This is a genomic window from Mycobacterium sp. KBS0706 (assembly GCF_005938675.2).
Lineage (GTDB): Bacteria > Pseudomonadota > Alphaproteobacteria > DSM-16000 > Inquilinaceae > Inquilinus.
In genome coordinates, this window is sequence record NZ_VCCH02000001.1 from 72,260 (window position 1) to 84,169 (window position 11,910).

13 protein-coding genes are annotated in these 11,910 nt (G+C 70.7%); 5 read left to right on the forward strand and 8 right to left on the reverse strand.

Annotated elements, in window-relative coordinates:
* Positions 1 to 11: 11 nt before the first annotated feature.
* Positions 12 to 2,114, reverse strand: a complete 2,103-nt coding sequence (locus FFK22_RS00325; protein WP_138887704.1) for a pyridoxamine 5'-phosphate oxidase family protein — start codon at positions 2,112 to 2,114, stop codon at positions 12 to 14.
* A 199-nt stretch (positions 2,115 to 2,313) separates the two neighbouring features.
* The gene (locus tag FFK22_RS00330; RefSeq protein ID WP_138887703.1) at positions 2,314 to 2,943 is read right to left on the reverse strand and encodes a glutathione S-transferase family protein; all 630 of its coding nucleotides are present in this window, start codon (positions 2,941 to 2,943) and stop codon (positions 2,314 to 2,316) included.
* 107 nt (positions 2,944 to 3,050) lie between these two features.
* On the opposite strand from FFK22_RS00330, the gene FFK22_RS00335 reads away from it, so the two are divergent.
* Positions 3,051 to 3,971: a LysR family transcriptional regulator gene (locus FFK22_RS00335; RefSeq protein ID WP_138887702.1), complete on the forward strand. Its 921-nt coding sequence runs from the start codon at positions 3,051 to 3,053 to the stop codon at positions 3,969 to 3,971.
* A 43-nt stretch (positions 3,972 to 4,014) separates the two neighbouring features.
* Here the strand turns inward: FFK22_RS00335 and FFK22_RS00340 are convergent, their stop codons facing one another.
* Genes FFK22_RS00340 through FFK22_RS00350 form a run of 3 tightly spaced genes read right to left on the reverse strand, consistent with a single transcriptional unit; the run spans position 4,015 to position 6,619 of the window.
* Positions 4,015 to 5,058, reverse strand: coding sequence for a DMT family transporter (locus FFK22_RS00340; protein ID WP_138887701.1), 1,044 nt, complete (start codon positions 5,056 to 5,058; stop codon positions 4,015 to 4,017).
* Between the two features lie 58 nt (positions 5,059 to 5,116).
* Positions 5,117 to 5,944, reverse strand: coding sequence for a class I SAM-dependent methyltransferase (locus FFK22_RS00345; RefSeq protein WP_138887700.1), 828 nt, complete (start codon positions 5,942 to 5,944; stop codon positions 5,117 to 5,119).
* A 42-nt stretch (positions 5,945 to 5,986) separates the two neighbouring features.
* Positions 5,987 to 6,619: an FMN-dependent NADH-azoreductase gene (locus tag FFK22_RS00350; protein ID WP_138887699.1), complete on the reverse strand. Its 633-nt coding sequence runs from the start codon at positions 6,617 to 6,619 to the stop codon at positions 5,987 to 5,989.
* Positions 6,620 to 6,722: 103 nt separating this feature from the next.
* Here FFK22_RS00350 and FFK22_RS00355 point away from each other — a divergent pair, with 103 nt between their 5' ends.
* Positions 6,723 to 7,571, forward strand: a complete 849-nt coding sequence (locus FFK22_RS00355) for a LysR substrate-binding domain-containing protein (RefSeq protein WP_138887698.1) — start codon at positions 6,723 to 6,725, stop codon at positions 7,569 to 7,571.
* On the opposite strand, the gene FFK22_RS00360 is transcribed toward FFK22_RS00355, so the two are convergent.
* Both FFK22_RS00360 and FFK22_RS00365 read right to left on the reverse strand, forming a co-directional pair.
* Positions 7,568 to 7,897, reverse strand: a complete 330-nt coding sequence (locus tag FFK22_RS00360) for a multidrug efflux SMR transporter (RefSeq protein WP_138887697.1) — start codon at positions 7,895 to 7,897, stop codon at positions 7,568 to 7,570. The two genes, FFK22_RS00355 and FFK22_RS00360, sit on opposite strands and share 4 nt — an antisense overlap.
* Positions 7,898 to 8,052: 155 nt before the next feature.
* A complete protein-coding gene (locus tag FFK22_RS00365; protein ID WP_186002231.1) occupies positions 8,053 to 8,685 on the reverse strand; it encodes a glutathione S-transferase family protein in 633 nt (210 codons plus the stop codon).
* Positions 8,686 to 8,802: 117 nt separating this feature from the next.
* Here FFK22_RS00365 and FFK22_RS00370 point away from each other — a divergent pair, with 117 nt between their 5' ends.
* The 3 genes from FFK22_RS00370 (at position 8,803) to FFK22_RS00380 (ending at position 10,520) form a co-directional block, all read left to right on the forward strand.
* Positions 8,803 to 9,708 carry a LysR family transcriptional regulator gene (locus FFK22_RS00370; RefSeq protein ID WP_138887695.1) on the forward strand — a complete coding sequence of 302 codons (906 nt, stop codon included), beginning with the start codon at positions 8,803 to 8,805 and terminating at the stop codon, positions 9,706 to 9,708.
* A 70-nt stretch (positions 9,709 to 9,778) separates the two neighbouring features.
* Positions 9,779 to 10,111 carry a hypothetical protein gene (locus FFK22_RS00375; RefSeq protein WP_138887694.1) on the forward strand — a complete coding sequence of 111 codons (333 nt, stop codon included), beginning with the start codon at positions 9,779 to 9,781 and terminating at the stop codon, positions 10,109 to 10,111.
* Positions 10,112 to 10,172: 61 nt separating this feature from the next.
* Positions 10,173 to 10,520: a VOC family protein gene (locus FFK22_RS00380; protein WP_138887693.1), complete on the forward strand. Its 348-nt coding sequence runs from the start codon at positions 10,173 to 10,175 to the stop codon at positions 10,518 to 10,520.
* Positions 10,521 to 10,530: 10 nt separating this feature from the next.
* Here FFK22_RS00380 and FFK22_RS00385 read toward each other — a convergent pair whose 3' ends face one another.
* Complete coding sequence (locus FFK22_RS00385) at positions 10,531 to 11,691, reverse strand: hypothetical protein (RefSeq protein WP_138887692.1); 1,161 nt, start codon at positions 11,689 to 11,691, stop codon at positions 10,531 to 10,533.
* Positions 11,692 to 11,910: the final 219 nt, after the last annotated feature.

The window sequence follows — 11,910 nt, forward strand, 5'->3', positions numbered from 1 at the left end:
GAATGCCTCGCCTACAGCTCCAGCACCACTCGGCCGCTGGCGGGCATGGCGCAGCAGACCAGCGCCTCGCCCGGGCGGGGCGTGCCGGCCGGTGGTTCGGCATAGGTCACGGCGCCCTCCACCACCCGCGCGGCGCAGGTGCCGCACAGGCCGGAGCGGCAGCTCCACGGCGCCTCGATCCCGGCCGCCTCCGCGAGGTCGAGCAGCGAGCCCTTTGACGGCTCCCAGGCCACGGTGCGGCCGGAGGCGCGGAACTCGACCTCGGCGGCGGCGACCGCGGGCGGAAGCGTCGCCGCTTCTGCCGGCTCCACCGAGCCCACGGCAAAGGCCTCGCTGCGGATGCGCTCCGGCCGCACGCCGAGGCCGGCCAGGATCTCTCGCATCGCCTGCATGAAGCCGGCTGGACCGCAGAGATAGACGTCGTAGTCGTCGAGCGGCAGCAGCCGGCGCAGCAGCGCGGCATCGATATGGCCGGTATCGTCGTAATCCCGGCCCTGGACGTCCTGCCGCCGCGGCCGGCTGTAGCGGATATGGGTGGTCAGCGTCGGCGCCCGCGCCGCCAGCGTCCCCAGATGGGCGGCGAAGGCGTGCTCGGCCCCGTCGCGCGCGGCGTGGACGAACCATAGGCCGCGGCCGGGGTGGCGCAGCCGGTCGGGGTTGCGGCCGATGAGGTGGTTCAGCATCGCGATCATCGGCGTCACCCCGACGCCGGCCGAGAGCAGCAGCACCGGCCGGCGGCTGTCGGCATCGAGCACGAAGTCGCCGCGCGGCGCCAAAGCGCGGATCGTGTCGCCCACCCGGACCTGGTCGTGCAGCCAATGGCTGGCCAAACCGGGTCCGGTCTCGCGCTTGACGCTGATCCGGTAGATTCGGCCATCCGCCGCGTCGGACAAGGTGTAGGTGCGCCGCACCGGCTGGTCGCGGCCGGGGATGTCCAGCGCGATCGGCAGGAATTGGCCCGGCTGGTGGGCAACGACGCTGCCGCCATCCGCCGGCGTCAGCACGAAGGAGCGGATGGTCGCGCTCTCGTCCGCGATCCGGGTCACGGTGAAGGGGCGCAGCGTGTTGCGCGAAGCCTCGGCCTTTACCGCCTGCCCTGCCTCCTCCCAGGTGCCGGTGGCGGCGAGTTGCGATGCCTGTTCCGGCGCCGACCAGCGCAGCGGCACCGCATCCTCGATCCACCGCCCCTCCTCCAGCTGGAACCGCAGCAGCCGCTCCGCCCCGGCGAAGGACGCGACCTCCGGTCCGTCCCACACCACCTCGGCGGTGCCGGTCAGCAGCAGCACGCCGCCGGTGTCGAAATCGACGAAGACCAGGCCGGCGCGGGGGTCGGCCTCGATGTTGCCGAAGGTGTTGAAGTAGAAGTTGCCGACGAAGTCCGGCGCGGTCAGCACCGTGCGCCCGCCCTCCTCCACCACCCGGACGAAGCCGGACCGGCCGCCGCGGTGGGAGACGTCGACGCCCTCGGACGGCGCGTCGCCCGCCCTCGCTTCAGCCGAGCGGGTGGCGATGAAGAACGTGTCAGCCGCTGCGACCAGCGCCGCCGCCCTCGAGGAGAGCACCGGCCCTTCGGCATGCACCGGCCGGGCCTCGCCCAGGCTGTCCGGCTCGGCGACGAAGCTGGGCCTGCGCGCCTGGATGTATTGCGGGCAGTTGCCGAAGCTCTGCCCGACCGTGACGGCGAAGCGGCCATCGGCCCATTCGCTGACGGTGCCGTTCATCCGGTTGCGCCGCCTTGTCTCCAGCTGGATGCCGAGCAGCCCGACCGGCGCGCCGGCGGCGAGGTTGTGGCCCAGCGGGTCGCCATAGGCCGGCCGCGCCGCCACCGTCAGGGTGCGCGGATCGGGCGAGCGCAGGAAGCCCGGCCGGCCGGACAGGATCGAGGCCCAGGGCCGGCCCTGCCGGTCGAGGCTGCCGACCACGATGAAGGGCAGCATGGCGAAGAAATCGCGATGCTGGTCCGGCATGATGCCGCGGATCGCCCGGCGGCCGGCCGGCGCCATCCGCTCGCGCACTCCGGCGCGGGCCTGGGCGGCCAGCTCGCCGGGATGGAAGGGCGGCGCGTCATGCGGCCAGCCGGGCAGCGGCGCGGGGATTGTGACGGTCTCGGGCATGATGCACCTCAAGAGAGGCTGTGCTGATCGGATAGGCCCCAGCCCCCTCACCCTCCCGCCGCCTTCGGCGTCGGGCCCCTCCCTCTCCCCGAGGAGAGGGATTGAGATGGCGCCCGTTCACCTCTCCTTGGGGAGAGGTCGAAATCGCGTCAGCGATTTCGGGTGAGGGGGTGGCTCCGGCCTATCGGTGCGAACCGGATCAAGCGGCGACGGCGGTGCGCGGCATCGGCACGAAGCCGGGCAGCGCCTCGACCCGGGCGAGCCAGGCGCGGATATTCGGATAGGCCTGCAGCGAGACCCCGCCCTCCGGCGCCACCGCGGTATAGGTGTAGTTCGCGACGTCGGCGATGGTCGGCTGCGGGCCGGCCAGGAAGCCGCCCTTGGCCAGATGCGCCTCCATCACCCCGTAGAGGCGGGCGGCGATCGACTTGGCGCGCTCATGGTCGAGCTGGGCCTTGAACACGGTGACCAGGCGCGCCGCTGCCGGGCCATAGGCCAGGAAGCCGGCGGCCACGGATAGCCAGCGCTGCACCTCCGCCGCAGCCAGCGGGTCGCGCGGCAGCCAGCGACCGGCCTCGTCGTAGCGGCCGGCGAGATAGACCAGGATGGCATTGCTGTCGGCCAGGGCGACGTCCCCGTCCTCGATCGCCGGCACTTGGCCGAAGGGGCTGCGCGCCAGGAAATCCGGGGTCTTGTGCTCACCGCCCGGCAGGTCGACGTCGATCGCCTCGAAAGGCAGCCCCAGCAGCGACAGGAACAGCTCGACCCGATGGGAATGCCCTGACAGGCCGAAGCGGTAGAGGCGGATGGGCTGGGCGGGGACGGGCATGGCGGCGGCCTTTCAGGAAGTGTTGCTGTCACCAAGATGCCCATTCCTCCATTCATGGAGAATGCACGTGCTTGACAGATCACCATTTCAATCAGCGGAATAATCCGATGGACCGGCTGGACAGCATGCGCATCTTCGTCGCCGTGGCCGAGGCCGGCGGCTTCGCCCCCGCCGCCCGGCGCCTGGCCCTGTCGCCGCCCGCCGTGACCCGTGCCGTCGCGGCGGTGGAGGAGCGGATCGGCGCCCGCCTGCTGCACCGGACCACCCGGGTGGTCCGGCTGACCGAGGCCGGCACCCGTTTCCTGGAGGATTGCCGCCGCATCCTGGCCGAGCTCGAGGAGGCCGAGGCCGCCGCAGCCGGACTGCATGCCGAGCCGCGCGGCCCGGTCGCGGTCACCGCGCCGGTGCTGTTCGGCCGGCTGCATGTGGCGCCGGTGCTGTTCGCGGTTGCCGGCCGTTATCCGGGGCTGGTGGTGCGCAGCTTCTTCATCGACCGCATCGTCCATCTGGCCGAGGAGGGTTACGACGTCGCCGTGCGCATCGCCGAGCTGCCGGATTCCGGCCTCAGCGCCGTCCGCGTCGGCTCGGTGCGGCGCATCGTCTGCGCCGCGCCCGCCTATCTGGCGGCGCATGGCACGCCGCGCAGCCCGGCCGAGCTGGCGGAGCACGAGGCGATCCCGTTCAGCCAGGGCTCGGCGACGCGGGACTGGGTGTTCCACCGCGGCGACCCGACCGGGGCGGTCGGCCAGACCGAGACGATCACGCCGCGGGCGAGGCTGATCGTGAACCAGGCCGATGTCGCGGTGGCGGCGGCGGTGGCGGGGCATGGCCTGACCCGGGTGATGTCCTACCAGGCGGCGGCGGCGATCCGGGCTGGGGAGCTGGTGGTGCTGATGGAGGAATTCGAGCCGCCGCCGATCCCGATCCATGTCGTGCACCAGGAAGGCCGCCGCGCCTCCGCCCGGGTGCGGGCCCTGGTCGACTTTCTGGCCGAGGGGCTGCGGGCCGACCCGACGCTGCGGGGCTAGCCGCGCCGCACCAGTATGCTGCCGCAGAGGATGCCGCGGCGCCTCAGTGCCCGTGTCGATGATGGAGGTCGGGGTAGTGCGGGTGCCGGTGCACCAGAGGCGCATGCCGGTGCCAATGCGTGTGCGGCTCGCCCGGAGGAGCTTCCGGCCCATGCTCGTGCTGGTGGTGCTCGTCGTGCCGGTGGCGATGTTCGTGGCCAATTGCCTCATGAGCATGCTCGTGGTCGTGCCGCTCGGACAGGTGAAGCCACAGGCCGACAGCCATCAGGCACCCGGCGACCAGCAGAGTGGTCGACAGCGGCTCCCCGAGGAGTGCGACGGCCAGGACCGCCCCGACGAAGGGCGCGAGCGAGAAATACGCCCCGGTGCGGGCGGTGCCGAGATGGCGCAGCCCGAGGACGAACAGGGCGAGGCTGACGCCATAGCCCAGAAAGCCGACGACCGCGGCGGCCAGGACGGTGCCCGGGGGCGGCAGCGTCGCGCCACTGGCGAAGGCCAGGGCCAAATTGACCGTGCCGGCGACGAGTCCCTTGACCATGGCGATCTGGACCGGGTCGGCCGAAGAGAGCTTGCGCGTCAGGTTGTTGTCGATACCCCAGCACAGGCAGGCTCCCGCGACCAGCAGGGCGCCCCACTCGACCGCAGCCCTCCCCTGCCAGGACAGGAGTGCCGCGCCCGCCAGGATCGTGAAAGCCCCCAGCAGCAGGCGGCGGTCGACATTCTCGCGGAACGCCAGCCAGGCCAGCGCCATCGTCGCCAGACCCTCGAGGTTGAGCAGGAGTGAGGCGCTGGCAGCATCCGTGCGGGCGAGGCCGAACATCAGGAGCAGCGGCCCGCCGATGCCCCCTGCCAGGATCACCAGGGCCAGCCAGGGCAGGTCCGAGAGCCGCAGCGGCGCCTCGATCTCAGGCAGCCGGAGAGCCGCCCGGGAAAGATGGACGGCCGCCAGGCCGATCCCGGCACCGAGGTACAGCAGGCCGGCCATCATCCAGGGATCGACCGAGCCCAAGAGGAGCTTGGCGAGCGGCGTGCTGGCGCCGAACAGAACAGCGGACAGCAGGGCGAGGGGAATGCCGATGCGGGTCATAGCACGACTCTAGCCCGGCGGCCGGCCTGTGGTCACGACGAACCGCGGCGCCCGCGTCTTACCCCGCCCGCGCCACCATCTCCACGGGCGCGATCAGGCCTCGCTCCACCGCCGCCATGACGTTGCCGACGCGCTGTGGTGCCCCCGGCCCCATCAGGAGATGCGGGCCGAGCGGCGACGGCCCGCGGGCGGCCGCCCGCTCGCGCATCTCGCGGCCGAGACGCAGCGCCAGGTCGCTTCGGTCGTGCTCCGCCTCGATCGTGAAGCCGGCCTCCCGCAGCAGCCGGCGATAGGTCTCGGGCGGCTCGACGAAGCTGGTGCCCGGCTCGGCCGCCCAGGGCATCGGATAGGGCAGATCGCCCTCCCCCGTCCGCATCACGTCGTAGACGGCGAAGCGCGCGTCCGGCTTCAGCACCCGTCGCACCTCGGCAAACAGCGTCGCCTTGTCGGCGATGTTCATGCCGACATGGATCAGCGTGGCCGCGTCGAAGGCGCCGTCCGGGAATGGCATGGCCAGGGCGCTGCCCTGGTAGAACAAAGCTCGGCCGGCCAAGCCGCAGCGGCGCGTCAGGGCCTCGGCGGCCTCGACGAACTCGGCCGTCAGGTCGATGCCGGTGACGCGGCAGCCCTGCGCCGCCGCGATGTGCCGGGCCGGGCCGCCGACGCCGCAGCCGACATCGAGCAGATGCAGTTCCGGCCCGAGGCCGAGATCCCGCGCCAGCTCCGCCGTCGCGGCTGGCCCGCCGAGATGGAACTCGTCGGCGCCGGACAGGTCGCCGGGCTGGAGATGATCGATGTCCTTGCCGGCGGCCCGCAGCGCGTCGAGGAACGCCTGCTCGATGCCGCTGCGGCCGTAATGCCGCGCGACCTGATGCTCGGCCTCCATGGCGATCTCCTGTGGTTCAATCCCATCCTATCGCAGGCGAGATCAGAACGTCTTCGCCACCGCCTCCGCGCGGCGCTTCGCCTCGGCCCGCGCCTGCGTGTCCACCTCCGGCCCGAACAGCGTCTTCTCGACCGTGATCGCGGTGATGTCGGTGATGCCGATGAAGCGCAGCCACATCTCCACATACGGCCTCTGGAAGTCGAAGCCGGCGGCGGGAGTGAAGGCCGAGGGGCCATAGTCGAGCCCGCGGGCGTAGATCACCGCCGCCTTCCGGCCCGGCAGCAGGCCGGAGAAGCCCTGCTCGGTGAAGGAGAACAGCACGTCCTTCTGCGACACCACGTCGATCAGGTGCTTCAGCTTGTACGGAATGCCGAAATTCCACAGCGGCACGGCGAAGAGCAGCCGGTCGGCTTCATGGAAGGGCCGCGCCAGCTCGCGGACCCGGCGCCATGCGGTCTCCTGCGCTTCGGTCAGCGGCGTGCCGGAAAGCCCCGCATATTTCGCCTCCATCGCCGCGCCGTCGAATTCCGGCAGGTCGACGGCCCAGAGGTCGAGCGTCTCGACCTCGTCGTCGGGATGGGTCGACTGGTAGGCGGCGAGGAAGGCGCGCGCGACCTCGATCGAGGCCGAGCGCTGCTTGCGGGGGGACGCTTCGACATAGAGCAGCCGTGCCATGGCGATTCTCCTGCTGGGATGGGCTCAGGCTAGCGGCTCGCCGTTCAGAGGATAAGCGAATAGATTCTATGAGATTGATGGCGAGCCGCGATATATTGACATCATGTTCGAGACCGAGTTGCTGCGCAGCTTCGTGGCGGTGGCGGAGCTGCAGGGCTTCACCCGCGCCGCGGAGCACCTTCACCTCACCCAGTCGACGGTGAGCGCCCAGATCCGCCGCCTGGAGGACCAGGCCGGCCGGCCGCTGCTGCGGCGCAGCACCCGTAGCGTGGCGCTGACCGAGGCCGGCGAGACGCTGCTGGGCTATGCCCGCAGCATCCTGCGGCTGAACCAGGACGCCCGGGCCAGCCTGTCGGCATCCTCGCTGGCCGGGGGGATTCGGATCGGCGCGTCGGAGGATGTCGCCGGCTCCGGCCTGCCGGAGATCCTGCGGCGCTTCGGGGCGCAGCATCCGGCTGTGCGGATCGAGGTCGAGGTCGGCATCGCCACCACGCTGTTCCGGGCGCTGGAGGGCGGCCGGCTGGACCTGATCCTGTGCAGCCGCTGCCATGGCGACGGCCGCGGCTGGACGCTGTGGCGCGAGCCGCTGGCCTGGGCCGCCGCGGCGGACCTGGGTGACCTGCCCGACCCGATCCCCCTGGCCTTCTTCCCGGAGCCCTGCCCGTACCGCGAGGCGGCTTTGGCGGGGCTGGCCGGGGCCCGGCGGCCCTGGCGGATCGCCTATGTCAGCCCCAGCGTCGCCGGTGTCCGCGCCGCGGCCCTGGCCGGGCTGGCGGTGACGCCGCTGCCGCTGAGCGCGATCGGGCCCGGGCTGCGGATACTGGAGCCGGAGGACGGGCTGCCGCCGCTGCCGGAGATCGAGTTCGTGGTCTGCACCGCGGGCCCGTCCGAGCCGGCCCGGGCGCTGGCCGAGACGCTGCGGCAATCGGTTGGCCAATTGGGACGGCCCTAAGCCGGCAGCAGCTTGAGCGCGACCACGCCGCCGAGGATGGCGAGGATGGCGGCGAGGCGGGCGGGGCCCATCGCCTCGCCGAACAGCAGCAGCCCGGCGGTGACCGACCCGACCGCGCCGATCCCGGTCCAGACCGCATAGGCGGTGCCGAGCGGCAGCACCTTCAGCGCCTGAGTCAGGAGGCCGAGGAAGACCACCAGCGCCGCCACCGACGCCGCGGTCCAGCCGAGGCGGCTGTAGCCGTCGGAGTATTTCGTGGTCACGGCCCAGACCACGTCGGCGATGCCGGACAGGACCAGCATCGCCCAGGCGAGGGAGTTCGACATCGCCGCCTCCCCTCAACCGAGCTTGATCACGGCGACGCCGGCCAGCACGGTGGTGACGTAGATGGCGCCGGCCTGGACTGCGAGCAGCCCGCCGGCCAGGAGCGAGATCCGGACGAACAGGGTTTCCATTGCGAATTCTCCGACCGATCGTTCGGTCAATCCCGGCTGCCGAGGACAGGCACGCGCAGGCCGCGCTGCACGGCGGGACGGGCGGCGATGGCGTCGTACCAGCGGCGCAGGTTGGGGCTCGCCTCGAGGTCGAGGCCGATATGCACCAGCCCGGCATGGATCCAGGGCCAGCTCATGATGTCGGCGATGCCGTAGGCCTCGCCCGCCAGATGGCTGCGCCGGCCGAGCGTGCCGTCCAGCACCCGGAACACCCGCGCCGCCTCGGCCTCGAAGCGGCCGATGACATAGGGGATCTTCTCCGCGGCGAAGATCTTGTAATTCCACAGCTGGCCGAGGGTCGGGCCGAGATGGGCGGCCTGGAACAGGGTCCATTGCAGCGCCGTCAGCCGCTCCCCGGCATCGGCCGGCAGCAGCTTGCCGGAGCGCTCGGCGAGATAGGTCAGGATGGCGCCGCTCTCGAACACGGTGCGGCCGCGGTCCGGGTCGGTGATCACCGGGATCTTGTTGTTCGGGTTCAGCGCCAGGAAGGCCGGCTCGCGCTGCTCGCCGCGCTCGATGTCGACGACATGCACCTCATAGGGCAGGCCGGCCTCCTCGAGCATGATCGAGGCCTTGTGCCCGTTCGGCGTCTGATAGGTGTAGAGCTGGATCGGGGTCATCTCTGTCTCTCCGGAAGGCGGGCCAGCCCCGCCGCTGGAGAGAAGATGACGAGTGCACAGACGCAGTTCGATCTGTGATACTGCAGCAATCATCTGCGTTCATGCACAGGGCCCGTCATGGATAGCCGGCTTGATTGGGAGGACCTGCACACCGTGCTGGCGGTGGCCGATTGCGGCTCGCTGGCCGGGGCGGCGCGGCGGCTCGGCGTCAACCACACCACGGTGCTGCGCCGGATCGGCGGCTTCGAGCAGCGGCTGGGGCTGCGGCTGTTCGACCGGCTGCCGGGCGGCTACGCCCTGACCGCGGGCGGCGAGGAGCTGGCGGCGGCGGCCCGCGGCATGGCGGCGACGGTCGACGCGTTGGAGCGCCGCCTGGCCGGCCAGGATCTTCGGCTCGAGGGCACGCTGCGGGTGGCGACGGCCGACACGCTGACGGCGTCGCTGCTGCCGCCGCTCTTGGCCCAGTTCCGCGAGCTGCATCCCGGCATCGTGCTGGAGGTCACCACCACCAACCTGATGGTGAACCTGACCCGGCGCGACGCCGATGTCGCCATCCGGCCGGTGCTGGACCCGCCGGAGACGCTGGTCGGCCGCCGCGTCGCCGGCATCGCCTTCGCCGCCTATGCCGCGGCGAGCCACCCGGCGGCGCGGTCCGGCACGGTCGCCGCGCATCCCTGGGTGGCGCCGGACGACACCCTGGCCGGCACCTCGGTCGCCCGCTGGATGCGCCGGGCCCTGCCGGACGCGGCGATCGCGCTGCGGACGGATTCCCTGGTCGAGGTCTGCCGTGCGGCCCGGGCCGGGATCGGCCTGGCCGCCCTGCCCTGCTATCTCGGCGACGCCACCGAGGGATTGGTCCGGATCGCCACGCCGACGGTGCCCGAGGACGCGGCGCTGTGGGTGCTGACGCATGAGGATCTGCGCCGCACCGCCCGGGTCAGCGCCTTCACCGAATTCATGGCCGCCGCCCTGGCCCGCCAACGCGACCTGCTGGAAGGACGAAGGCCGGCCGTGGCAGAGTAGAGTTCGCCCGGCTGTGGGCAGCTCGGCGAATCGCGCTGTGCGGTTGATTCAACAGGGCTGAGGCTGAGACATGTCGGAAAATCACTTCGACCTGGTCTTGGAGCAACTGAAAGAACGATCGGTCGATCGCCTCCTATCCGCGGATGTGTTCGATCTCTCGGCATTCGAGGCCTTCAAAGATCATCTTTGGCGGAAGGCCGAAGGGCTTCGGAACGAGTACTATATATCAAAGCAAATTCTGCTCAGTATTCGGAGCGCCGCAGAAGCAATCCGAAGCCGGGCAGAATACCTACCTGAGGTGCGCGGGCAGATTCATTGGGCAGATGATTTCGACATGATGCTCGATCAGATCATCGACGGAGAGACACGCAATGACCGCCAACCGGGCGTTCCCCGCATCTGATAGCTGCGAACGCCCAGTCGTTAAGAGTCTTCACCTGCAGCATCAAATTCGGAGAAATCCCATGGCCGTGAAGCGGATCGTCACCAACATCGCCGCCGGCGACGTCGGCCGGGCGCAGGCCTTCTATGGCGACCTGCTGGACCTGAAACTGGCCATGGACATGGGCTGGATCCTGACCTTCACCGCCGACGCAACGATGACGCCGCAGCTCAGCGTGATGAGCGAGGGCGGCTCCGGCACCCCGGTGCCGGACATCTCGATCGAGGTCGACGACGTCGACGCCACACACCGAAAGGCATTGGCGATGGGCCTGGCGATCGAATACGGCCCGGCCGACGAGCCCTGGGGCGTGCGCCGCTTCTATGTCCGCGACCCGTTCGGCCGGCTGGTCAACATCCTGACGCACTGAGCCCGCGGGCTCAGTTGATCCACACCGCGAAGCTGAGGAACTCGCCCTCGAAGGCGCCGGTCGCCTGTTCCCAGAACGAGCGGTCGCTGACCGGGCCGTCCTCGAGATAGGGCACCATGTCGGTGCCGGTCAGCAGCAGCACCAGGTCGAAGGGCTGCGAAGACTCCAGCAGGCGGCGCAGGTTGAAGCCCTGGTCGAAGCGCCAATGCGGCAGCAGCTTGTCACCGTTCAGGATCGCCTCGGATTCCTGCATCAGCGCCAGCCAGGTGTCGATGCGCTCATCGGTGATGCTCATGCCCGGGATCAGGCTGGCCTGCCTGGCGTTCGGCAGCCATTCGCGGTCATCGTCGGTCTCGGCCCGGATCGACGCCCACATTTCCTGGCTCAGCTTCGCCGCGGCCAGGAAATGCTCGCGCGCCCGCGGCAGCCGGTCGGGCTCCACCACCGGCCAGTTGAAGAGATGGACCCAGGCGATCATGTCGGCGATCCGCCCGTCCTCCGCCCCCAGGAACATGCCCTGGGTGGGCAGAGTCAGTGCCGCGGCCAGCGGCGACTCCGGCCGCGGGAACAGGAGATGCGCGGCGGCGTCGAAGCTGCGGTGCCAGTCGCGCGCCAGCAGGAACTCGGCGCCGGCGCGCAGCACATGGGTATAGGCGCGCAGCCACAGCACGTCGCCGGTGTCGAAGGCGATCACCAGCTTGCCGGCATTGGCGGGGTCGCCCTGGCCGCCCAGCAGCACGGCGCTGTACACGTCGTAGAGCGTGGCCTCGCCCCGGCCGTTGCCGGCGAGGTCGAGCTTCACCCGCCCCATGGCGACGGACAGCTTCACCGGCCGGTCGCCCAACGGCTGCAGCGTACGGTCGACCGCGTCGAGATCGTCGACCAGCGCCTGCAGGATGGCGCGGGCGTCCTGGTAGCGGATCACCTCGGGGTTCGGATTCGGCGGCACCGGCATGGTCAGCAGCGGCACCGACACCATCGAATCTTCCGGCGGCCGGAAGCCGTAGCGGTACAGGGTCTGGCTGAAACGCTCCGTCGCCTTGGCCAGGCGGACCAGGCCGAGCCCGGCGATCGCCTCGGCATCGTCCGGCTTCTTCGCCAGGATCGCGGCCAGGGCCTTCTCGCCCTCGGCGATCGAGCCGGCATAGAGGTGCTTCTGCGTCAGCTCCAACGGCGTCGCGGCCAGGGCCGGCGCGGCCGCGAGGTGCAGGGCCAGGGCGGCGGCGGCCAGAAAGGCCAGACCCTTCGGCCAAATTGAGACAGTCGTCCTGCTGAAAAGTGAACCGGATTCACTTTGACGGAGGATAATCAAGCCAGTCGCCTTTCAATATTCACAGCAACCGGACCAGACGATCCCCTAACTTCATGTCACAATTCGGGCAGTATGGGG